The organism is Actinoplanes sp. NPDC051513 (assembly GCF_044454685.1).
GTDB lineage: Bacteria > Actinomycetota > Actinomycetes > Mycobacteriales > Micromonosporaceae > Actinoplanes.
This window is the reverse complement of record NZ_JBITDW010000009.1, coordinates 1-22,607: the sequence shown is the minus strand read 5'-3', so window position 1 is coordinate 22,607 and position 22,607 is coordinate 1. Positions and strand designations below refer to the sequence as shown.

The following is a 22,607-nucleotide window of genomic DNA, read 5'->3' as shown; positions in this document are numbered from 1 at the left end:
GGGAACGAGCCGTATGTGCACTGTCGACGCCACCCTGACCCGCCGAGCCGCGATCTTCGGGGGTGCGGCCGTCGCCGCGTCCGTGGCGTTGGCCACGCCCGCCGAGGCGAGCGGGCGCGGCCTGCGTGACCTGACCTACCCCCTGGGACCGAGCTTCCCGGCCTTCTCGCCCGGCGAGGAGGCGGTTCGCCGCACCGTCACCACCATCGAGGACGACGGCTACTACATGCAGGAGTGGCGGATCATCGAGCACATCGGCACCCACGTCGACGCGCCCGCGCACTTCACCGCGGGCGGACGGGTGTCGACCGAGCTGCGGCCGTCCGAGCTGGTCATCCCGGCCGTCGTCATCGACGTCGCGGCGCGGGCGGCCCGCAACCCGGACACGGTCGTGACCGTCGACGACCTCAAGGCGTACGAGCGCCGCTACGGCCGCATCCCCGACGACGCCGCCGTGCTCATGTACTCCGGCTGGGGCGCCAAAATCGGCGACGCGAACGCCTACCGCGGCACCGACGCCGCCGGCACGCTGCACTTCCCCGGCTTCGGCGCCGACGCCTGCGAGTGGCTGCTGCGCAAGCGCCGGATCCGCAGCCTCGGCGTCGACACGCTCAGCATCGACCCGGGCATCTCGGAGACCTTCGACACCCACCTGGCGCTCACCGGCGCCGACCGTTACGGCCTGGAGAACCTCGCCAGCCTCGACCGCATCCCCCGGAAGGGCGCGACCGTCTTCGTGGGCTTGATTCCGTACGAGGGCGGGTCCGGCGGACAGGCGCGGGTGCTCGCGACCTGGTAGCAAACGCCACGAGCCCGGCCGATCGGCCGGGCTCGTGGCGGATTCAGAATCAGGCGAGGTCGTAGCGGTCGAGCTCCATGACCTTCGTCCACGCCGCGACGAAGTCGCTCACGAACTTCTCGTGGGCGTCGTCGCTCGCGTACACCTCGGCGATGGCCCGCAGCTGCGAGTTCGAGCCGAAGATGAGGTCGACGACGGTGGCGGTCCACTTCACCTCGTCGGTGGCCACGTCGCGGATCTCGTACACGTTCTCCTCGGACTCCGACGCCTTCCACCGGGTGCCCGGGGAGAGGAGGTTGCCGAAGAAGTCGTTGGTGAGCACGCCCGGCTTGTCGGTGAGCACGCCGTGCTTCGTGCCGCCGACGTTGTTGCCGAGAGCGCGCAGGCCGCCGACGAGCACGGTCATCTCGGGTGCGGTCAGGTTGAGCATGTACGCGCGGTCGACGAGCAGAACCTCTGGCTGGGCCTTCTCGCCGGCGCGCAGGTAGTTGCGGAAGCCGTCGGCCCGCGGCTCGAGGACCGCGAACGCCTCGACGTCGGTCTGCTCCTGGGTGGCGTCCGTGCGGCCCGGGCGGAACGGCACGGTCACCTTGACGCCCGCGTCGCCCGCGGCCTTCTCGACCGCGGCCGAACCGGCCAGCACGATCAGGTCGGCCAGCGAGATCTGCGCGCCGCCGGCGGCGTTGAACTCGCGCTGGATGCCCTCGAGGGTTTCCACCACCGACGCGACCGGCTGGTTGACCTCCCAGCTGCGCTGCGGCTCGAGACGGATCCGGGCGCCGTTCGCCCCGCCGCGCTTGTCAGTGGAGCGGAAGCTCGCGGCCGACGCCCACGCGGCCGAGACCAGCTCGGAGACGGAGAGACCCGACTCGAGCACCTTCGCCTTGAGCGTGGCCACGTCGAGCTCGCTGACCAGCGCGCCCTCGGCTGCCGGGACCGGGTCCTGCCACAGCTGCGGCTCGGCTACCCACGGGCCCAGGAAGCGGCTGACCGGGCCCATGTCGCGGTGCAGCAGCTTGTACCAGGCCTTGGCGAACGCGAGGGCGAACTCGTCGGGGTTCTCCAGGAACCGGCGGGAGATCGGCCCGTACGTGGGATCGAAGCGCAGCGACAGGTCGGTCGTGAGCATCGTCGGCACGTGCTTCTTCGCCGGGTCGTACGCGTCCGGGATGATCGCCTCGGCGTTCTTGGCGACGTACTGCTTGCCGCCGCCCGGGCCGGTGGTGAGCTCCCACTCGTACCCGAAGAGGATCTCGAAGAAGCGATTGCTCCACTGCGTCGGCTTGTCGGTCCAGGTGACCTCGAGGCCGCTGGTGATCGTGTCGGCGCCCTTGCCGGAGCCGTGGTCGCTCAGCCAGCCCAGGCCCTGCGCCGTGAGCTCGGCGCCCTCGGGCTCGGGGCCGACCTCGGCCACCGCCGCGCCGTGCGCCTTGCCGAAGGTGTGGCCGCCGGCGATGAGCGCGACGGTCTCCTCGTCGTTCATCGCCATCCGGGCGAAGGTCTCGCGGATGAAGTGGGCGGCCGCCCGGAAGTCGGCGCTGCCCTTCGGGCCCTCGGGGTTGACGTAGATCAGGCCCATCTCGGTGGCGCCGACGCCCTCGGACATCGTCTTCTCGGAGGCGTAGCGCTCGTCGCCGAGCCAGGCGTCCTCGGGACCCCAGAAGATCTCCTCGGGTTCCCAGGTGTCGACGCGGCCGAAGCCGAAGCCGAAGGTCTTGAAGCCCATCGACTCGAGCGCCACGTTGCCGGCCAGCACGAGCAGGTCGGCCCAGGAGATCTTCTGGCCGTACTTCTGCTTGACCGGCCAGAGCAGGCGGCGGGCCTTGTCGAGGTTGGCGTTGTCGGGCCAGCTGTTGAGCGGCGCGAACCGCTGCCCGCCGTCGCCGGCGCCGCCACGGCCGTCGTGGATGCGGTAGGTGCCCGCGGCGTGCCAGCTCAGGCGGATCATCAGACCGCCGTAGTGGCCGAAGTCGGCCGGCCACCACTCCTGCGAGGTGGTCAGGACCTGGGTGATGTCCTGCTTGAGGGCGTCGACGTCGAGGTTCGCGAACGCCTTGGCGTAGTCGAAGTCGCCGGCCAGCGGGTTGCTCTTGGACGAGTGGGCGTGCAGCACCGACAGGTCGAGCTGGTTGGGCCACCAGTCCTTGTTCGTACGGGGACGGCCGCCGGTGTGCGGGCGGGGCGAGTCGATCGCCGGGTTCTCGCTCTCGCTGCCGTGCGCGGTCACCGAGTCGTGCGCGACCGGGCAGCCAGAGGCCTTCGGGTCCTGGGTGTCGCTCATCAGATTCCTTCCGAACAGTCGGGGCAGACGCCCCAATAAACGACTTCCGCCTCGTCGATCACGAACCCGTGGTCGTCCGAGGCGGTGAGACAGGGGGCATGGCCGACGGCGCACTCGACGTCGGCGATCGCGCCGCAGGAGCGGCAGACGACGTGGTGGTGGTTGTCACCCACGCGGGCCTCGTAGCGGGCGGTCGCGCCGGCGGGCTGGATGCGCCGGACCAGACCGGCGTCCGTGAGCGCTCGCAGCACATCGTAGATCGCCTGGTGGGAGACCGTGGGGAGATCGGCGCGCACCAGCTCGATCACCGTGTCGGTGTCGACGTGCCGGTGGTCGCGCAGCGCGGCGAGCACCGCCAGCCGGGGACGGGTCACACGCAGCGAGACCGACCGCAGCTGCGCTGCCGGGTCGGATGTCACCAGACCAACCTAGGACCTAATCTGGAATAAATCAAGATTAGGCGCGCCCCTCCAAATCTCAGCGATGAACGGCCCACAGGGGAGTGGTCAGCAGGTCGGTCTTCTCGATGGGCGGCAGGCCGTCGTCGAGACCACGCAGGCGCCGATAGACCTCACGCATCTCGGGCTCGTAGGCCGGCGTGCCGCCGAACCGCTCGCGCAGCGGATTCTCCGGATGCCGCGGCCGGATGATGTCGAAGCCGCCGCGCCGGGCCACCTCGACCACCGCGTCGCCAAAGGCCGCGTTGACGCCACCCCGCTCGGGATCGCGCCGAAGGAGTGCCGCCCGGTCACGGTCTCGCCGTCGACGGTCAGCGACTCGCCGTCGGCCAGGTCGACGGTCTATCCCTACTTATCCCATAGGAGATAGCGTCACTGGGTGACACAATTCCCGATCATGGGAGTCATCGAGGATCGCATCGCACAGCTCGGCCTGGTCCTGCCCGCGCCGGTGAGCGCGCCCGGCGGCGTGCGGCTGCCGTTCCGGCAGGTGCGGGTGGTCGGCACGATCGCCTACGTCGCGGGCCACGGTCCGCTCGCCGCCGACGGCACTCTGGTGGAGCCGGGGGGCAAGGTGGGCGCCGAGGTCACCCTCGATGACGCGTACGGGGCGGCCAGGCTCACCGGCCTGGCGATGCTGTCGAGCCTCTCCCGCGCCCTGGGCGACCTGGACCGGATAGCCGCGTGGGGCCGCGTCTTCGGCATGGTCAACGTGGCGCCCGGCTTCGACCGCATGCCCGAGGTCATCAACGGCTTCTCCGACCTGATCCTCGAGGTCTTCGGCCCCGAGACAGGCGCGCACGCCCGCAGCGCGGTCGGCCAGGCCGCGCTGCCGTTCGGCATCCCGGTCGAGATCGAGGCCGAGGTCCACCTCAGGGCCTGACCGCGCTCAGAGGTTGGTCATGCGTTCGGCCGCCTCGGAGTAGCGCCCGCCCTGAATCTGGACCTTGGCGGCGGCTTCGTCGATGTCGCGCAGATCTCCGGGCGTCAGCTCGACGTCGCCGGCGCCGAGGTTCTCCTGGAGGCGTTCGAGCTTGCGGGTGCCGGGGATCGGCACGATCCACGGACGTTGGGCGAGCAGCCAGGCCAGCGCGATCTGGGCGAGCGTGGCCCCCTTGCGGGCGGCGATCGCCCCGATCAGTTCGAGCAGCGCCGCGTTGGCCTGCCGGGCGTCGGCCTCGAACCGGGGAATGGTGGTGCGGATGTCGCCGGGCGTGAACGCGGTGTCCGGGTCGATCGTGCCGGTGAGGAAGCCCTTGCCGAGCGGGCTGTACGGGACCAGCCCGATGCCGAGCTCGTCGCACATCGGGAGGATCTCGGCCTCGGGCCGCTTCCACCACAGCGAGTACTCGTTCTGCAGCGCCGTCACCGGCTGAACCGCGTGAGCGCGCCGCACCGTCGCGGCCGCCGCCTCGGACATGCCGAAATGCGTGACCTTGCCGGCCTCGATGAGCTCCTTGACCGCACCCGCGACGTCTTCGATCGGCACCTCGGGGTTGACCCGGTGCTGGTAGAAGAGGTCGATGCGGTCGGTGCGCAGCCGCCGGAGCGAGGCGTCGGCGACCTGTTTGATGTGCTCCGGCCGGCTCGACAGCCCGGTCTGCCTGCCGTCGCCGTCGAAGGCGAAGCCGAACTTGGTGGCGATGACGACCTGGTCCCGCACCGGCTCCAGGGCCTCGCCGACGAGCTCCTCGTTGTGGAACGGCCCGTATACCTCGGCCGTGTCGAAGAAGGTGACGCCGAGGTCGACGGCCGCGCGCAACAGGGCGATGTTCGCCTCGCGGCCGGGACCGGGGCCGTAGCTCTGACTCATGCCCATCGCGCCGAAGCCGATGGCGGAAACTTCAAGATCCTTACCGAGGACACGCTTCTGCATGCGTTCCATTCTCGCTGCGCGAACGGCCCCTGACGGCGTTGTTGGGAGGCCCTGCCAGGACCCCTCTGGCCGGTTCATCGGCGGCCGGCGCGGGCCACCGCCTCGCGGGCCCGCGGCGTGGCCGGGGTGCGGCGCCACAGCAGGACCACGGCGAAGGCGACCAGCCAGACACTCCACAGCACGTAGCCGAGGAAGTTGGCGAAGTCGACCCCCCGGCACGCCCAGCGGCGAGACCACTCCGATCGCGATCAGCACCGCCGAGATGCCGCCCAGCGCCAGGAACCACCGCCCCGCGAACGCCCGGCCCAGCGCCACCAGCACCAGCAGGGTCCACGCGGCCGTCAAGGCATAGCCGAGCGTCTCGCCCACGAGGGTGCCGAGGACGTGATGGGCGGTCTCGAATGCCGCGCGGTCGCCCGTGTCGGCGTACCCGGGAACCAGGACCACCCAGCGTGCGAGACCCACGACCTGGACCACCGCCGCTGCTATGCCGATGGGCGCCGCGAAGCGCATGGCGCGGTTGGCGGCCAGCCGGCCGACGCCGATGGCGATGGGCGCGAACAGGGCGGCCGAGAGGGCGAGCACGGCGAACCACGCGACCACCGTGCCCTCGTGGGCGACGAAGGCGGTGAGGATCTCGTCGGTGGGCTTCTTGAGGATGTCGGGGTAGTCGAAGACGCTGCCGAGCATCGTGAACGCGACGTTGGTGAGGACGGCGGCGGCGATGAGCAGGGCCGCGGTCAGCTTGCGACTCATGGGAAGTCCTTTCTTGCCAGGCGGGCGACTCTTGCCAGGCGGGCGACGAGGTCGTTGTCGGGGTGGTCGGCGAGGTGCTCCTGGGCGAGCACGTCGACCCGGTCCAGGTCGCCGGCCAGGTACGCGTACGCGATCGCGACGGTCTGGCGGTCGCGGGTGGTGACCGCGGCCGCCTTCGCCCGGGTGAGCAGCCGCAACGCCGTCTCGATCAGGGCGACGGGGGTGTTCGCTTCGGTCATGACGGCACTCTCGCCGCAACGGCTGACGCGCGGCTGACGCTGCCGACTTAAGCTGCGTCAGTGCTGGTGGTGGCGGTTCTGGGACCGGTCGCGCTGCGCCGCGACGGGGTGCCGCTGACGCTGCCGGCCGGGAAGACGACCGAGGTGCTGATCCGGCTCGCGCTCGACGCGGGCCGCCCGGTGCCACCCTGTTCCGCGAGCGTGCGGCCCGCCACCGCCGCATCGCCCCCGGCGACGACGTCGAGGCCGTCGTTCGCCGGCTGGACGGCCTGCCCCTCGCGATCGAGCTGGCCGCCGCCCGCGCGAAGGCCCTGCCGATCCCCGAGATCGCCCGCCGCCTCGACGACCGCTTCACCCTGCTCAACGACCCGAGCGGCCGCCAACCGGCCCGCCGGCGCACGCTGCGCGCGGCCATCGCCTGGAGCTACGACCTGCTGTTCCCCGACGACCAGCGTGGACTGTGGGCCCTGTCGGCGTTCGCGGCCGGATCCTCCCTGGAGGCGGCCGAGCGGGTGATGGCTGCGCTCGACGTGCCGGCCGCCGCGGCGCTGGACGTGCTCGACCGGCTGGTCGATCGGTCGCTGGCGATCGCCGAGATGAACGGCGACGGGGTGCGATATCGGCTGCTCGACAGCGTGCGCGCGTATGGGCGGGAGCGGTCGGAGGCCGCGGAGGTCGCGTCGGGCGCGCACGCGGAGTGGTTCGGGGAGGCGGCGGCGCGTGCGGCCGAGGGCCTGCGCGGCGGGGAGCAGGCGAGGCATCTCGCTTTCGTCCGCGCCGAGCGGGCCGACATCGACGCCGCGCTCGCCTGGGCGAAGGCCAACGATCCCACGCTGGCGCTGCGGATGGTCAACGGCTTCGGCTGGGCCTGGATCTTCTTGGGCGCGGGCGCCGACGCCGCCCGCCGCAGCCGCGACGCGCTGTCCGCGGCCGGGCCCGGCGCGCCTGCGGCCGACCGCATCGACGCGCTGCTGTTCGCCGCATGGTTCGAGGCTTCGGGCGGCGACCTCGACCGCGCTTTCGCCGACGTGCGGGCGGCGCGCGACATCGCGCCGCTCCCGCGCACGCTGTTGTTCCTCGCCTTCCTGCACAGCCAGCAGGGCCGGCCGGCCGCGGCGTTGGAAGCGCTCGCCGAATTCCTCGGCGGCTCGGGCACCGGACGCGAGGCCACATCCGGCGCGCCCCACGAGGTCCCACCTGGTGAGCACCGCGAGGTCGCATCAGGCGCGCGCCGCGGGGCCACATCCGGTGAGACCCGCGCGGAAGCGGACGCCGGGCGCTGGGAGGAAGGCGCGGGGCGTCTTCTCGAAGGGTGGGCGCGGACCGGGCTGGGCGACACCGCCGCGGCGCGAGCGGCCTGCGACGAGGCGCTGCGCATCCTCACGCCGCTGGGTGACGCGTGGGCGCTGAGCCACGCCGAGGCGCTGCTGGGCGGTCTGGCCCAGGCCGAGCATCGGTACGCGGACGCGGTCGTCCACCTGACGCGGGCCGCGGACGCCGCGCACCGCCTGGGTTTCGCCGCCGCCGAGGCCCTGCACCTAGCCAACCTGGGCCGGGCGCAGCAACAGAATGGCGCGCCGCTGGCAGCACTGGACACTTTGGACCGCTCGGCCGCCACCGCGGAAACCGTGGGCGAGCTGCGTGGGGCCGCCTTCGCCCGCACCCGCCGAGCCCGGGTGCTGCGGCAGCTGGGCCGCTTCGACGAGTGCCGCGCCGAGCTGGCAACGGCCCGCGGCTTCTACGAGGTCGCCGGCGGCGGGGACGGCGACCTGCTCTCGGCGCACCTGGCCGCGTCCCTCGACGACGACCGTCACGGCCTGGAACACGTCCTGGCGGCCGCCCGCGATGCCGGCGATCACGAGGTCGAACTGCTCAGCCTGGACGCGCTGGCCCGCCTCTACGATGCCGCCGGAGACCACGGGACCGCGAGCGAGCTGCGAGCCGCGGCCGACGCGCTGCTGCCGCTGGCCGGCCATCAGGTCTCCCGGGAAGACCGGGAAGACCGGCAGGACCGGGAAGGGCCCTCCCGCGCGAACGAGAGGGCCCAACCCGGCTGACGGACGCTACTTCTTGACGAGGGTTACCGTGATGGGCCGGCTCGCCGTCTGGCCGGTCGCGTTCGTGAACGTGACGGTGGCGGTGACCTCGAGCTTGCCGACCTTGATCAGGGCCTGGCGGTAGGCCGGCGCCACGGTCACGTCGAGCGTGACGCTGCAGCCCCGGCTCACCTTCTCCGTGACAGTCTCGATCTTGTCGCCGGCGAGGGTGACGGTTCCGGAGGTGTTGACCGTGGCGCTGACGGTAGCCGTACCCGCCCTGGTGTTGATCTCGATCTTGCCGATCTTGATGGTGGGTGGTGGCGTGATCGGGGCGACCGTGTAGGTGACGGGACTGGAGAGCCGCGCGTTGCCGGACGAGTCGACGACCAGCGCCTGGAACACCACCTTCTTGCCGGCCTCCTTGGCGCTCGGGGTCCAGCTGAACAGGTACGGCGAGGTGGACGTGGTGCCCACCTTGGCGCCGTTGACGATCAGCGAGGCGGACTTGATCGCGAAGTCGTCGGCGCCGGTGACCAGCGGGGTGACCGCCGTGCCGACCTGGAAGACCATGCCCCGCCCCGGGTCGGCCAGCGTGGCCGTCGGGCTGTGGTCGGCGACCCGGCCCACGCCGGTCGGGACCGAGCGCGGCGGGGACGACAGCGGCTTGGTGATGATTACCGAGTTCGCGCCCGAGACGACCGGCTTGCCGCCGAAGTAGCTGCGCGTGATGACGAGGGGCGAGCCGTCACGCACGGCGGTCTGCGAGGCGTCGGCGTTGTAGGCCGCGTACGCGTTGCCGGTGATGATGTCCCCGGAAGCCGTGACCGTCCCGGAGTCGGTGAGCAGAACGCCGTAGGCGTTCCCGGTGATGCGGCTGTCGTCGACGAAGCCCTCCACCCCGCTCGTGTACTTGATGCCGATGCCCGAGCCCTTGACGACCGTCCCGGAGACGTAGCCGTGGTTGCGGATGCCGGTGCGGACGGTGTTGTCCGCCGCGCCGTCCTTGCCGCGGGCGCCGTCGAAGAGGATGCCGCCGGACTGGTATCCGGTGATCACGCTGTCGGCGACGGTGAGCTCGCTCTCGACCGTGCCCGAACTGGTGCCCTGGATCAGACCGGTCTTGATGACGCCCCAGCCGTGCGGGTGGGCGGCCTTCTCCTCGTCGGTGGTCGCCACCTTCATCGGGCCGACGACGCTGTCGGCGATGCGCCCGGCCGCGCCGAAGTACGCGATGCCGGCCTCGGCCCAGGTGTTGCCCGACGTGACCGTCACGCCGGAGATGTCGACGAACATCTCGTTGGTGTCGGTCGAGCCGAGCGACTGCCGGGACACGGTGATCACGTTGCCGCCGCCGTCGCGCAGGTACGGGTCGGTGCCGGCCAGCGTCGCGAGCGACTGGTCGGGCTCGATGGTCACCTTGTCGGCGCCCGCGCCCTTGATCTTGAGGGGCTTGTTGATGGTGAGGCCGTTCTTCGCGCCGGTCATGACCGGGTTGGAGGTGGCGTTCACCGGGGTGGACGACTCCTGGTAGGTGCCGGCGCAGACAACGATCGTGTCCCACGGCGACGCGTAGTCGACGGCGGACTGGATCGAGGTGAACTGCGCGTTCGGGCACTGCTGCTCGTCGTCGTCGACGGTCCAGGTGGTGCTCTCGCCGCTCAGCTTCACGTTGCCGGGCGTGTTGTCGTACGCGGCCAGGTAGCTCGCCGGCAGCGGACCGCCGAGCGAGTACCGGCCGTAGCCGGCGCCGTTGGCCTTGGTCTTGCCGTCCGACAAGATCTGCCCGCCGGAACGAGACTCCTGGAAGCGCACGTCGGCCAGCTCGATCGAGCCCGACTTGGGCAGGTCGCCCGTGCCGAACTTGAGCTCGAGCTTCGCCAGGGAATCAAGATCCACGCCCGTGAAAGCGCCGAGCGGCACCCGGATCTGGTCGAGCACGATGTGCGTGTTCGGCGTGTTCGTGCCGGTCGACATGTGCAGGGCGTTGCCCCACCGCGGGTCACCGGCGTCCACCGACGCGGAGTGCCCCTCCAGGTCGGTCAGCACGATCTGGAAGTTCTGCGTCGTCGAGGCCGGGTCGTACGAGGTGGGCTTTTCATTGGGCCAGGACGCGGTCGCGGCGTCGCGCGTGTTGTCGCCGCGGTTGTCGGCGCCGGGGTTGCGGGTGTCGAAGAAGTTGACCGCGGCGTCCAGCGACAGCGACTCGAGACCGCTGACGTTCTTCGACGCGGCCGGGATCTGGGCGGTGAGCGTCGCGGGCGAGCTCTGGTCCCAGGCCAGGGTGAGCTGGCGGCCGTACGAATGGTTGATCGGGCTGTTCTCGCGGGTGCCGCTCTGGCCGCCGAGCGCGGTGGCCGCGGGCAGCGGGCACTGCTTCATGGCGGTGGGCAGGCCGGTCTTGCCGAGCTGCGACGGCGCGAAGTCCATCGGCTCGGGGTTGCACCAGTCATAGCCCTGCGCGGTCGCCGCCGGCTTGGTGGTGACGCCGGCCGCCTGCGCGTACGGGTCGGCGAATCCGCTCCCGCTCAGCGTGCCACCGAGCGCGTTCTTCGTCAGCGGGTTCTCCACCTCGGGCCGGATCACGTCGACCCGCTCCTGCGGCGCCGCGAAGTACGTGGTGTTGAGCCGCTCGTTGCAGGGGATCGCCTTGCCGGAGTCGCTGGTCGGACAGGCCGACTCGGGAACCTGCAAGCCGGACGCCGTGTTCGACAGCTCGCCCGTCATGTACGGGTCGAACGCGCCCTCGCCGCCGATGTAGCGCCGGAAGAACGCCGCCATGGTCGCCAGGCCGAGCTTCTCCTGGTCGCCCATCCGCTCCGCATCGCCCGAGATCTTTGTGTTCACCGAGGGGTTCAGCGGGTCGGAGTTGTCGATGGCGTAGTTCTGGTCCGGGTCGGTGTAGCTGGCCGCGCCGGAGAGCCGCAGGTTGTGCGGATGGACGTTGTTGGTCGCGAACGGCGCCGAGTTGCCACAGGCCGCGTCGTTGTTGGCCTGGCCGTCCGCGCCGCCGTCGGCGTACCAGACGGTGTTGTACCAGTTGTGGATCGCGCCGAGGTGCTCCACCTGGATCCGCGGGAACGGGTCGTCCGGGTTGACGTACTGGCTGCGCTCGAACAGGCGGGCGCCCTGCAGGTTGGAGACGTCGCCGTCGCACATCGGCAGGATCGTCATGAACGGCATCCCGTACGGCGCCTTGCGCTCGTAGTCCACCGGCGCCAGCGAGATGACGCCGCTGATCGGGTAGCGCGGCCCGTCCGTACGGATCCGGTTGTAGTCAAGGAAGTTCGCGACCGCGTCGCCGCCGCGCGAGTGACCCATCAGGCCGATCCGGGTCATGTCGAGGTGCCCCGAGAGCGTGGTGCCGACGGTGGTGTGCGCGTCGATCGGCAGGCCCTTGGCCTTGCTCGCCGCGGTGATCGCGTCCAGGGTGGCGGCGATGAGCATGCGCCGGTTGTGCATGCCCTTCCCCTTGCTGTTGTCCTGGCGCATCATCAGCTGGTCCTGGGAGATGGAGAACGTCGTGTAGCCCCAGGTGGCCAGGTTCTCCGCGAGGTAGGCGTACCCGTCCTCGTTGTGCTTGAACTGCGCGCAGGACGCGGTCGTCGAGTCCTGTCCCGAGTCGCACGAGCCGTGGTTGCCGTGCACCAGCACGATCAGCGGCGACGGCTTGGTGCGCAGCGAATAGTCCGGCATGTACAGCTGGCCGCGGATCTCGACCTGCTCGGCCGCCTGCGACGTGCCGGCCGTGGGGGCGGCGCCGTCGGAGTTCGGCTCCTCGATGGTGGCGAGGCCGAATTTGGCCTCCTCGATGACCTGGTGTCCGTATGGTCCGCGAGCGGTGGGGTCCGGCAGGCCCGCGGTGGTCGTGGTCGGGGTGGTCGCCGCTGCTGCCACCGGGCAGGCCAGCGCCAGGGGGACCGCGATCGCGAGCGCGGCGATCACCCCGATTGTACGTACTGTCACAAATGTCTCCCGGCAAGGAGGTGGAACCTCGAACAGCCGGGGACGTTAAACACCAGACGTTTCTCAGCGATTTCCGAATTCGCACGTCTTTCATTCGCCAGTTAGCGCGCCGACAACAAGGCGGAATTGTCGGGAAAGGCGGTCAATTTCGCCGTCCAGCCATCCACTGCCAGATGTGGGTGCCGTGAATGCTCGGGTCGTTGCGGGCCACGTAGATCCAGGACCAGTGGCCCGGGAACTGGTGGCCGCCCCAGATGACGTGGTCGTAGAGGGTCATCCGCGCGCCCGGGATCACGTCGTGCGCGTGAATGGTGTTGGCCTGGGGATCCACGGTGTCGTCGTCGAGGGAGGCGACCAGCCACGTGGGCGTGTCGATCGTCGCGAGCTCCGCATCGGGCAGCTGCGGCGGCGCCCCCTCCTGCAGCGCTTCGACCACGCCGCAAATAGGCACGGACGACGCGAAAAGGTCACGGTAGACGCTCGTCATTTTCATGCTCATATAGCCGCCGTTGGAACAGCCGACGACGTGGATCCGTCGAGGATCAACAGCATTTTTCCGTACGACGTCGCGCACGATTTCGCGGATCAGCGGCGCGAACCGGGGCCCGTCCTCCAGCCAGAAGGACGTGCTCTGCGGCGCGACCACCGACGCGCCCCCGAAGATCCGTTGCGCCTCCCGGGTGGCGAAGCCCAGCGCCCCGCGATTCGCGCGCAGCGTGGTCTCGTTGTCGTAGTAGTTGTCGGGCAGCGAGGCGCCCTCGCCGCCACCGTGCAGCCAGACGACCAGCGGGCGCCGCTTGTCGTGGCCGGGCGAATAGAGGCGATATTTCATTCCCGAGCCCGAGACGTGATAGCCGAACGCGTCCACCTCGGGATTGGACAGCCGCCCCTGCACGAAGCGCTCGATGGTGACCGGCCCGCCGTGGCGCCGGGCCAGCGGGGCGTTCTGCGTGATGGTGTAGGTCAGGTCGAGCTGGACGTTGCGGCCCTTGCTGACGATGTAGCCGAGCGTGCCGCCGCCGAGTTGCCCCTCGGCGTAGCTCAGCTCGAGCACGATGTTCCCGCGCCGGTCGAGGCGGGCCGCGGTCACCGGCCGGTCGAGGTCGTACTCGCTGAAGATCTGGTCGCCCGGCGCGATCGGGATCGGGCTGGTGGCCTTGGCGTGCACGCTGAACGTGCCGGCGTTCAGGCTCGCCGGGTCGATCGGCCCGAGCCGGCCGGTGTCGAGGGTGAGCGAGACGACCTGCTCGCCGCCGTCGAGCGTCACGGCGTCGAGCACGAAACTCACGGTGATGGGGTGGTGGCGGCCACCGGCTTGGGCGGCGGCGCCCGGCAGGGCAAGGCCGGCGGCAGCGCCCGCGCCGGCGGCTAGAACGGTGCGACGTTTGATGAGCTGGGCCATGAGGACTCCCTATCTCGATCCCCCGTGCAACTAGCCACATCGATGTACGTCTACCTCGATTCTCGACCACTCGGTCGGTTTGTTACCGGCTTGTTACACGCGGATGACGAGACAGCGCGGGGGCGCGACGGTTGTCCGGCGTCGATATCCTTCGATCGACCGCGAGCCAGCTCCAGCGCCGGAGGCCTTTGCGATGACGACGACCGGGACACAACCGCGGTGGCGGGAGTCCTATCTGGGTGGCTCGGCGGAGGCCGAGCGGCGGCTCTTCGCGCGGATGGCCGAGCAGATCATGCGGGCCCAGCTCAAGAACCGGAAAGGCGGCCCCATCGTCGCCGGCTTCCAGGCCAAGGGCACCTTCGCGGTCGCGGATGCCGAGCTGCGCTTTCTCGATCTGCCCGACGATCTGCGGGTCGGCTTCGCCCGGCCGGGGGCGGCCTTCCGGACGGCCGTGCGGTTCAGCAACGCCGAGGGGCGCATCCTCGACGATCACGAGCCCGACCTGCGTGGGGCGGCGTTGCGGGTCACCGTGGGCGACCACGAGCACCATGACCTGCTGATGACGAACGCGCCGGTGGCGCACGCGCGGGGCGCGCGGCAGTTCTGCGAGTTCGCGGTGGCCACCGCGGGCGGCGGGGTCGGGCGCATCGTGGGGCTCGTCAAGCTGGTGTTCGTGATCGGGCCGTTCGAGACATTCCGGATGGCGCGCAACGTCCTGGCCGGGCGGACCCGGATCGCGAGCGTGGCGACCGAGACCTATTGGAGTCGCACGCCGGTCGCCTGGGGCGAGCACGCGGTGCAGTATCTGCTGCGGCCGTGGCCGGGGACACCGGTCGCCGATCCGCCGGCACCGGAAGACCCGGACTTCCTCACCGGCGAGATGGCCCGGCGGCTCGCCCTCGACGATGTGCGGTTCGAGCTGTGCGTGCAGCGTTTCCGAGACCCGCGCACCACGCCGATCGAGGACGCGGCCATCGACTGGCGCTCGCACGATCATCCGCCGGAGCCGATCGCGGTGCTGACGATCCGGAAAGGCGCCGCGAACGCGAACGAGGTGCACGGGCTGCGCTTCAACCCGTGGAACACCACCGAGGAGTTCCGCCCGCTGGGCAACCTCAACCGGGTCCGCAAGTCCGCGTACGACGCCAGCGCCGCGCACCGCGACCGGGAGCGGTGGCTCACCGAGGTGCCCGCGCGCAACCGGGTGGCCGGGGCCGCCATGCGCGCGATCTTCGGCGTGGTCAACCGGTTCCGGCCGTGGCACCGGCTGCCGGACGCGCTCTCGCTGCTCAACCTGGCCGCGCTGCGGGACGTGCTGCGCCGGGACAACCTGATCGACACCGAGGTACGCGAGGCGCCGCCCCGGGCGCGGGCAGTGCCGGTCAAGGCCGAGGGCGTGCGCGAATCCCGTACGCGAAATGGCACCTGGAACGACCTCTCGGAACCGGACATGGGCGCCGTGGGCGCCGCCTTCGGGCGCAACGTGCCCGCCACCCACCGGCCCGATCTGGACGACGAGCCGAACCCGATCGTGGTGAGCCGTGAGCTGCTGCACCGGGCGACGTTCCAGCCCGCCACGTCGCTGAACATCCTGGCCGCGGCGTGGATCCAGTTCCAGGTGCACGACTGGGTGGTGCACGCGCGGCACCCGCTGGGCGTCGACGACGTGTGGGTGCCGCTGCCGCCGGACGTGCCGGGCTGGCAGAACACGCCGGGCGGGCCGCTCGAGCCGGCGATGCGAATCGGCGGCAACATCAGCCGGGGCATCGGCGTCGACGGGGTCGAGCTGCTCTTCGGCAACGTCGCCTCGCACTGGTGGGACGGGTCCGAGGTCTACGGGACGAGCGACGACAACGGGCTCCGCGACGGCGCCAAGCTGCGGCTCGACGACGGCTATCTGCCCGTCGACCTCGACGGGTCGGAGATCACCGGGTTCAACGAGGCCTGGTGGCTCGGGCTGAGCAGCATGCACACGCTGTTCGCGCGCGAGCACAACGTCCTCTGCGACGAGCTGCGCGCCCGCAACCCGGACTGGACCGACGAGCGGATCTACCAGACCGCGCGGCTGATCGTGGCGGCGATCATCGCGAAGATCCACACCGTGGAGTGGACGCCGGCCATCCTCGCCACCGACGTGCTCAGCCGGGCGATGAACGTCAACTGGAACGGCGTCCCGGCCAAGGACTGGCTGAGCCGGATCGGGCTCTGGCTGACCGACGTCAATGCCCTGCACGGCATTCCGAAGACCGTTCCGGATCACCACGGCACGCCGTACTCATTGACCGAGGACTTCGTCACCGTCTACCGCATGCACCCGCTGATTCCGGACGACTATGCGTTCCGCGACGCGGCGAGCGGCGGACTCGTACGCGAAAGCCGCTTCTTGGATCTGCAGGGTAACCGCGCCGACGATGTGCTGCGCGAGCTCGGCCTCACGAACGTGCTGTACTCGTTCGGCGTCGCGCACCCGGGGGCGATCACGCTGCGGAACTATCCGCGGGCGCTGCTGAATCTCGAGCGTGATGGCGAGCTCGTCGACCTGTCGGTGGTCGACCTGGTGCGTACCCGGCGCCGCGGCGTTCCCCGCTACAACGATTTCCGCGCGGCCCTGCATCTGCCCCGCATCGAGCGTTGGGAAGACCTCAATCAAGATCCCGATATCGTACGGCGTTTGCGCGCGGTCTATCGCAACGTGGACGAGATCGACACGATGGTCGGGCTGTTCTCCGAGACGCCGCCCGAGGGATTCGGATTCTCCGACACGGCATTCCGGGTGTTCATCCTGATGGCCTCCCGGCGGCTGCAGAGCGACCGTTTCCTGACGGCCGACTACCGGCCCGAGATCTACACCCAGTTCGGTCTCGACCACGTCGCCGGCACCACGATGACCAGCCTGATCCACCGGCATTGCCCGGAGTTGGCGGGGGTGATCCCGGACGGCCGCAACGCGTTCGCCCCGTGGTCGTAGAATTCGCCGCGTGACTGACAGGGCCGCCGGAATGTCCGAAATCGACGCGAGCGTGGCGCACCCCGCCCGGCGCTACAACTACTGGCTCGGTGGCAAGGACCACTACGCCGCCGACCGTGAGTCGGGCGACCAGCTCGAGAAGATGTTCCCCAAGGTGCGGCTGGGCGCGCTGGCCAACCGGGCGCTGCTACGCCGGGCCACCCGGTTCCTCGCCGCCGAGGCCGGCCTCCGCCAGTTCCTCGACATCGGCACCGGCCTGCCGACGGCCGACAACACGCACGAGGTCGCGCAGTCCGTGGCGCCCGAGAGCCGGGTCGTGTACGTCGACAACGACCCGATGGTGATGGTGCACGCGCGTGCCCTGCTGACCAGCAGCCCCGAGGGCCGCACGGCGTACATCGAGGCCGACCTGAAGAACCCGGACGCGATCCTGGCCGACCGGGCCACCCGCGCCACGCTCGACTTCGACCAGCCGATCGCGCTGATGCTGATCGCGGTGCTGCACTTCGTGCCCGGCAACGGCGCGGCCCGCCCGATCGTCCGCGAGCTGCTGGACGCGCTGCCGCCCGGCAGCTACCTGGTCGCCACCCACGCCACCAGCGACTTCGGCACCCTCGAACAGCAGCGGCTCTACCAGCAGCTGATCGACGAGGGCAAGACCGACGTGTGGACCCGCACGAAGGACGAGTTCGGCGACCTCTTCGACGGCCTCGAGCTCGTCGCGCCGGGCATCGTGCCGGCCAGCGAGTGGCGGCCCGAGCCCGGCGCGACGATCCCCGAGCGATCCGACATCAACGTGTGGACCGCGGTGGGGCGCAAGCCGTAGCGGCGCTGGTTACGACGAGAACGACCAGAGCTGGCAGGTGTTGTTGAGCCACATCCACAACTGCACCCGGGTGCCGTTGGCCGTGCCGCAGTTGACGTCATCGAGGACCATGCCGCTGTTCTCGACGACCAGTTCGTAGCGGCCGTTGCCGGCCGGGATGACCGCCCACTGCTGGCAGGTGTTGCCGAGCGACGACCACAGTTCCGCGACCGTGCCGAGGGCCAGGCCGCAGTTCTGCGCGTCCAGGACCTTGCCCGAGTTGACGTTCGTGATGGTCCACTTGTTGGCGCCGACGCTGTTGAACCTCCACTGCTGGCAGCTGTTGCTGAGGTTCTGCCAGACGTCGAGCAGGGTGCCGTCGCCGGTGCCGCAGTTGATGGCGTCCAGCACCTTGCCGGCGGCCAGGTTGGTCAGCCGGTAGGTGCCGCCGTTGGCCGGGAACGTGACGCTCTTGGCGTAGCCGACCGCGACGATGTTGGACTGGACCGAGTTCTCGGTGGCGTCGGTCGGGTAGCCGCTGGTCATCACGCCCTCGAAGAACGAGCCGACCGAGCCGTTGCTGTTGTCGCCGCCGATGCCCAGGATGATCGCGCCCTGCTTGGTCATCGGCCGGTAGCCGGACTGGGTCGGCAGCCCTCCGTTGTACCTCGTCGCGAGGCTGCCGGACTGCGCGTTGCCGTCCTTGATCGCGTACGTCGAGGTGCCGTTGTTCTTGGTCATGGCCGTCACGAACGCGCTGTTGCGACCGGTGTTGGCCGTGTTGGAGCCGTTGCCGCCGGCGAACAGGCCGTTCTCCAGGTCGGCCATGACCTTCGGGTTGGAGCCACTGCACGGCGAGAACCAGCACAGCGTGCCGAAGTAGATGGCGTCCATGTCGCCGTTGCCGGTGTCGTTGTTGTTCGTCTCGGCGTTGCCGTAGTCGAAGCAGCAGCGGTTGTTGACGTGGGTGCCCTCGGTGACCATGTACATGCCCTCGGGCGCGCTGCCGGTGGCGACGCCGTTGGTGGCGTTGTTGCGATAGCCGTTGCCGGCCGAGACGTAGACGCCGTACACCTTGTGGCCGCCCGCGGTGACCGGCAGCGCCGCGGCGTTCGCGCCCTGATCGGCGGTGGGGTTGGCGCCGCCGCCCGGCGCGACGGTGAGGTCGTTGTGGCGCGACGTCTGGTCGTAAATCCGGACGATCGTGCAGTAGGTGCCGGAGCAGAACGAGTCCTGCGTCGCGGCGTTCGCGTAGCCGCCGGCGCTGAGCACGCCGACGTTGGTGGTGGCGCCGTCGGACCAGCGGCGCACCTGGTAGAGCGAGCCGCCGTACGAGCCGAACAGCGCCCGGGTGGTGGAGTGCGCGGCGACGCAGGGGGTGCCGCCGCTTGCGTAGATGTCGCACGGCCCGGTGCCGGCGGCGTTGGCCGTCCCGGAGACGGCGAACGCCGCGGCGACGGTGAGGACGGAGGCGAGGACGACTCGCCACAGGGATCGAGGACCCATCGTGTGCCTTTCGCGTGGGTGCGAGGCAGCGGCACGTGGCCTGGACGCTGCTGGGGAGTCGCGGGGGATGTGAACGTTAACAAATCTTTGCCTGTTAATTTCATGCTTGTCAATGGGGTCCCGATCCGCGCCAGATCGCCCCGCTGGATCGCCCCGCTGGATCGCTCATGCCATGATGCCGGCGGCCGAAGCTTCCGCCATCAGCGTCGGCTGGACGGGGTAACGCGGGTGAGCGGGTCCGAGATCGCAGTCGCCGAGCAGGTGTCCCCGCCGACCGGTTTTCCCACCAGGTCGGCGACAAGGTGCTGCGGGCGCCGGCCGGGTTGCTGCAGGCCGGCTGCCGCGGCGACGATCTCGCCGCGCGCTACGGCGGCGAGGAGTTCGCCGTGCTCCTGCGAGATCTGTCGGCCGCGGAACGCATCCGGCGGGTGGTCGAGGAGTTCGACTGGGGGATCATCGCCGCCGGCCTGGCGGTGACGGTGAGCGTCGGGGTGGCGCTCGGCGACGCCGACCTGATCTCGATCGCGGACCGGCGGCCCTACGAGGCGAAGAACGCCGGCCGCAACCGGGTGTCGATGAATTGACGCTCCTCGATTCGTGAGCCATGATGACCGCTGACTTGGTGGGGAGTCAGCGTCCGTTCACGACGAAGGGTCCCCCACCATGTTCCGGCGCCGCCTGCTCGTGGGCATGCTGCTCACGCTCGCGCTCTTACCGTTCGGCATACCGCGCGCGTTCGCCGCCGCGAAGACCGTCTACATCCCGCCGTCCTGGGCGAGCACCGGCGAGGTGCCATGGGCCCAGAACCGCACCAAGGAATCGGCGAACTTCATCCTGCTCTGGGGCGAGAAATCAGGAACCAATCCGGTGTCGGCGCCGTCGCCGTACAACTTCAATCCCGACAACATCCTCCAGCAATTGGAGTCGGTCTACGCCTTCTACGTGAACACCATGAAGTTCACGCCGGAGTCGGGGCTGCTCGCCACGTACAAAATCGATGTGATTGTCACCCAGACCTGGAATCGCACCGAGCTGAACGCGTGGGCGACCGGCGGAAGCGCCGACGGAAAGGTCGGCGTCATCAACATCGCGCCGGCCGCCGCATTGCCCGGGTCCTGGGGTCTCGCCCATGAGCTGGGACACGTGTTCCAGAATCTGACGTTCCTCGGCAAGTCCGGAATGGGCTTCACCGACGCGTCGGCCGGGACGTTCTGGGAGACCAGCGCCGAATACATGGCGATGCAGGTCTATCCCGACGGCGGCGCCGGCGACCTCACCCGCTTCCTGCGCACCGAGAACCTGGCTTATTCGTCGAGCCGCCACCACTACGGCGCGTGGATGCTCGTGCAATACCTGGTCGACCGCTACGGCAGCATCGACATCTTCAACCGGATGTGGAACGAGGCCCGCAACACCGAACATCCGCTGGAAACATATCGCCGATTGGCCGGGCTCACGCAGGCACAGCTCAACGCGCAGCTGGCCGAATACGCACAACACCAGGTCACGTACGACTACAGCAATCGTTCCCACGTTCTGCCGTTCATCACCAACGTGTACGGGGCGGGTTTCATCAACGCCTACAACGGCGTGGCGGTCGACGCGGTCAACCAGTCGGCCGGGCACTACGCGATCCCGCCCGCCCTGGCGCCCTCCGACTACGGCTACAACAAGATCAAACTGGTGCCGTCGACCTCGGGCGCGCTGATCCGCCTGCACTTCAAGGGCCACGTGACCAGCGCGGCCGGGTCGGGCTGGAGCTACGGCTTCGTGGCGGTCAAGAACGGCGTGCCCCGCTACGGCCCGGTCTCCACCGCCGCCGACGGGCAGATCACGTTCCAGACCCAGTCCGGCGAGAACGAGGTCTACCTGGTCGTGGTGGGGGCGCCGTCGTCGGTGCACCACTATGCGTTCCTCGACGGATACACGAAGAACTACCGCTATCCGTACGAGTTCGGCATCTCGGGGGCAACGCCGTCCGGCTACGAGCCCGGTTACGTGAAGCCGGCCGCGACCGGCGGCGGCCACTGGCACTCGAACGGCGGCGGCTGGGTCGACAACCGCGCCAATGTCGCCTCCACCGCGTACGTCGGCCCCCGAGCGGCCGTCTACGGCAGCTCGACGGTCAGCGGCAACGCCCGCATCGAGGGCCTGGCCTGGGTGAATTCCGGCGCGACGGTCGGCGGCAACGCGGTCGTGAAGGACAACGCGCTGATCCAGGGCGGCGCCAACCTGTCCGGGAGCGTGGTCGTCGGCGGGGACGCCGAGCTGGCCATAGCTTGCGGCTCCGGCACGTATCTGCTCTTCAACCCGGATCGGGGCTGCGACGGCCGGACCGGCGAGACCGACGTGAACCCGGCGGTGACCCGCTTCTCCGACGCCGAGGTAGCCGTGGACGGCACGACCACTCCCCCCACCACGACGCCGACGACCACTCCCCCCACGACGACCCCGCCCACCACCACACCTACGACGACCCCGCCCACCACGACCCCGCCCACCACGACCCCGCCCGCCGGCCGCTCCTGCACCGCGACGGTCGCGGTGACCGGCAGCTGGACCGGCGGCTTCCAAGGCGAGGTCACGGTCACGGCCGGCGCCTCCGCGATCACCGGCTGGACGGCGACCTGGCAGCTCGCCTCCGGCCAGAAGATCACCCAGGCCTGGAGCGCCGACGTCGCCACCTCGGGCACGACGGTGACCGCCCGCAACGCCTCCTGGAACGGCGCGCTGGCCGGCGGCGCCCGGACCACCTTCGGCTTCCTGGCCGACGGCACCCCGAGCACTCCCCCCGCCACCTGCACCGCGACGTAGCGATCCGGCGTGCCGCCGTTCAGCCCCGAGCGGCGGCACGCCGGAGACCGAGCATGAATACCGCGACCCAGCAACGCGACTCTTGACCGGCGGCGGCGCGGTGGGAGTGGGCTGTGCGGATACCGGTAACCGGAATATCCGTGTATTTCTGTCGTCGGCTCTTGGTGGGCGGGGAACGATGATGAATTCCTGCACGCATCGAACGCCTGCTCATCAAGGTCTCGCGCGCCGGGCGGCAGGTCTGCGCTTTGGCTCAAGCGCCGGCGTACCGGGCACGACGGGATACCGCCGGTACCACAACGTCGCGAGACCGGCCGCACCGACCGCAACCACGCGGGTTCCAGGCCGTGCCCAGCCCAGCCACCGATCGCCGCAAGCCGCCGCCCACGCCGCGCCCACGCCGCGCCCACTCCGACGAGCTTGTTGATCTCAGCGTCGCTGAGAACCTCCTGGCCACGTATTGGTGCGCAAAGCAGCACGTATTGGTGCGCAAAGCAAAGCGTGCCCGAGGATGGTGCGCCGAGGGTGCAGGCGTTTGAGGCGGTTCTTCACCGCGGTGGCCTGGTTGGTCGCGTGGCAGGCAGGCGGGGTTGGGTCCGGCCGCTGAGACCCGGGCGTTGCCGGCGGCGGTGAGATGAGCGATCCGGGGCTGCCATGGCCGGGGCCGTGGGTGGCCCGCGGCAGCCCGGCCCGCTCGAACC

Annotated in this window: 15 protein-coding genes and 1 pseudogene; 7 read left to right on the top strand and 9 right to left on the bottom strand. The window is 70.1% G+C overall.

Annotated elements, in window-relative coordinates:
- Positions 1-13: 13 nt before the first annotated feature.
- Complete coding sequence (locus tag ACIA5D_RS27475; RefSeq protein WP_396033110.1) at positions 14-799, top strand: cyclase family protein; 786 nt, start codon at positions 14-16, stop codon at positions 797-799.
- Positions 800-848: 49 nt separating this feature from the next.
- Here the strand turns inward: ACIA5D_RS27475 and katG are convergent, their stop codons facing one another.
- From katG to ACIA5D_RS27460, 3 genes are read right to left on the bottom strand one after another with little or no spacing between them, the layout of a single operon-like run.
- Positions 849-3,080, bottom strand: a complete 2,232-nt coding sequence (gene katG / locus ACIA5D_RS27470) for a catalase/peroxidase HPI (protein ID WP_396033109.1) — start codon at positions 3,078-3,080, stop codon at positions 849-851.
- On the bottom strand, positions 3,080-3,499 hold the full coding sequence (locus ACIA5D_RS27465) for a Fur family transcriptional regulator (RefSeq protein ID WP_396033108.1): 420 nt from the start codon (positions 3,497-3,499) through the stop codon (positions 3,080-3,082). The genes katG and ACIA5D_RS27465 overlap by 1 nt, the downstream gene beginning before the upstream one ends.
- Positions 3,500-3,557: 58 nt before the next feature.
- Positions 3,558-3,764: a hypothetical protein gene (locus ACIA5D_RS27460; protein ID WP_396033107.1), complete on the bottom strand. Its 207-nt coding sequence runs from the start codon at positions 3,762-3,764 to the stop codon at positions 3,558-3,560.
- A gap of 153 nt (positions 3,765-3,917) precedes the next feature.
- Between ACIA5D_RS27460 and ACIA5D_RS27455 the strand changes: the two genes are divergently transcribed.
- Positions 3,918-4,421, top strand: a complete 504-nt coding sequence (locus ACIA5D_RS27455; protein WP_396033105.1) for a RidA family protein — start codon at positions 3,918-3,920, stop codon at positions 4,419-4,421.
- 6 nt (positions 4,422-4,427) lie between these two features.
- Here the strand turns inward: ACIA5D_RS27455 and ACIA5D_RS27450 are convergent, their stop codons facing one another.
- The 3 genes from ACIA5D_RS27450 to ACIA5D_RS27440 are packed head-to-tail and all read right to left on the bottom strand — an operon-like array spanning position 4,428 to position 6,792.
- A complete protein-coding gene (locus ACIA5D_RS27450; protein WP_396033104.1) occupies positions 4,428-6,170 on the bottom strand; it encodes an aldo/keto reductase in 1,743 nt (580 codons plus the stop codon).
- Positions 6,167-6,409, bottom strand: a complete 243-nt coding sequence (locus tag ACIA5D_RS27445; protein WP_396033103.1) for a hypothetical protein — start codon at positions 6,407-6,409, stop codon at positions 6,167-6,169. The genes ACIA5D_RS27450 and ACIA5D_RS27445 overlap by 4 nt, the downstream gene beginning before the upstream one ends.
- Before the next feature lie 47 nt (positions 6,410-6,456).
- Positions 6,457-6,792 carry a hypothetical protein gene (locus tag ACIA5D_RS27440; protein WP_396033102.1) on the bottom strand — a complete coding sequence of 112 codons (336 nt, stop codon included), beginning with the start codon at positions 6,790-6,792 and terminating at the stop codon, positions 6,457-6,459.
- Between the two features lie 132 nt (positions 6,793-6,924).
- On the opposite strand from ACIA5D_RS27440, the gene ACIA5D_RS27435 reads away from it, so the two are divergent.
- Positions 6,925-8,466 (top strand): hypothetical protein, encoded by a 1,542-nt coding sequence (locus ACIA5D_RS27435; RefSeq protein ID WP_396033101.1) that lies wholly within the window; start codon positions 6,925-6,927, stop codon positions 8,464-8,466.
- Positions 8,467-8,472: 6 nt separating this feature from the next.
- Here the strand turns inward: ACIA5D_RS27435 and ACIA5D_RS27430 are convergent, their stop codons facing one another.
- Positions 8,473-12,411 carry an Ig-like domain-containing protein gene (locus ACIA5D_RS27430; RefSeq protein WP_396033100.1) on the bottom strand — a complete coding sequence of 1,313 codons (3,939 nt, stop codon included), beginning with the start codon at positions 12,409-12,411 and terminating at the stop codon, positions 8,473-8,475.
- A 142-nt stretch (positions 12,412-12,553) separates the two neighbouring features.
- Positions 12,554-13,813, bottom strand: coding sequence for a prolyl oligopeptidase family serine peptidase (locus ACIA5D_RS27425; protein ID WP_396033099.1), 1,260 nt, complete (start codon positions 13,811-13,813; stop codon positions 12,554-12,556).
- 193 nt (positions 13,814-14,006) lie between these two features.
- Between ACIA5D_RS27425 and ACIA5D_RS27420 the strand changes: the two genes are divergently transcribed.
- A complete protein-coding gene (locus tag ACIA5D_RS27420; protein ID WP_396033098.1) occupies positions 14,007-16,781 on the top strand; it encodes a peroxidase family protein in 2,775 nt (924 codons plus the stop codon).
- Positions 16,782-16,812: 31 nt separating this feature from the next.
- Complete coding sequence (locus tag ACIA5D_RS27415; protein ID WP_396033464.1) at positions 16,813-17,607, top strand: SAM-dependent methyltransferase; 795 nt, start codon at positions 16,813-16,815, stop codon at positions 17,605-17,607.
- Between the two features lie 9 nt (positions 17,608-17,616).
- Here ACIA5D_RS27415 and ACIA5D_RS27410 read toward each other — a convergent pair whose 3' ends face one another.
- Complete coding sequence (locus ACIA5D_RS27410; RefSeq protein ID WP_396033097.1) at positions 17,617-19,092, bottom strand: arabinofuranosidase catalytic domain-containing protein; 1,476 nt, start codon at positions 19,090-19,092, stop codon at positions 17,617-17,619.
- A 284-nt stretch (positions 19,093-19,376) separates the two neighbouring features.
- Here ACIA5D_RS27410 and ACIA5D_RS27405 point away from each other — a divergent pair.
- Both ACIA5D_RS27405 and ACIA5D_RS27400 read left to right on the top strand, forming a co-directional pair.
- Positions 19,377-19,676 (top strand): annotated as a pseudogene (locus ACIA5D_RS27405) (GGDEF domain-containing protein); the annotation flags it as partial.
- Between the two features lie 79 nt (positions 19,677-19,755).
- Complete coding sequence (locus ACIA5D_RS27400; RefSeq protein ID WP_396033095.1) at positions 19,756-21,906, top strand: DUF6055 domain-containing protein; 2,151 nt, start codon at positions 19,756-19,758, stop codon at positions 21,904-21,906.
- The last annotated feature ends 701 nt before the right edge of the window (positions 21,907-22,607 follow it).

Coding starts and splice junctions, on each gene's coding strand:
- ACIA5D_RS27475 (WP_396033110.1), top strand. CDS start 14: ATGTGCACTGTCGACGCCACCCTGACCCGCCGAGCCGCGATCTTCGGG.
- katG (WP_396033109.1), bottom strand. CDS start 3,080: ATGAGCGACACCCAGGACCCGAAGGCCTCTGGCTGCCCGGTCGCGCAC.
- ACIA5D_RS27450 (WP_396033104.1), bottom strand. CDS start 6,170: ATGAGTCGCAAGCTGACCGCGGCCCTGCTCATCGCCGCCGCCGTCCTC.
- ACIA5D_RS27445 (WP_396033103.1), bottom strand. CDS start 6,409: ATGACCGAAGCGAACACCCCCGTCGCCCTGATCGAGACGGCGTTGCGG.
- ACIA5D_RS27435 (WP_396033101.1), top strand. CDS start 6,925: ATGGCTGCGCTCGACGTGCCGGCCGCCGCGGCGCTGGACGTGCTCGAC.
- ACIA5D_RS27425 (WP_396033099.1), bottom strand. CDS start 13,813: ATGGCCCAGCTCATCAAACGTCGCACCGTTCTAGCCGCCGGCGCGGGC.
- ACIA5D_RS27420 (WP_396033098.1), top strand. CDS start 14,007: ATGACGACGACCGGGACACAACCGCGGTGGCGGGAGTCCTATCTGGGT.
- ACIA5D_RS27415 (WP_396033464.1), top strand. CDS start 16,813: ATGTCCGAAATCGACGCGAGCGTGGCGCACCCCGCCCGGCGCTACAAC.
- ACIA5D_RS27410 (WP_396033097.1), bottom strand. CDS start 19,092: ATGGGTCCTCGATCCCTGTGGCGAGTCGTCCTCGCCTCCGTCCTCACC.
- ACIA5D_RS27400 (WP_396033095.1), top strand. CDS start 19,756: ATGTTCCGGCGCCGCCTGCTCGTGGGCATGCTGCTCACGCTCGCGCTC.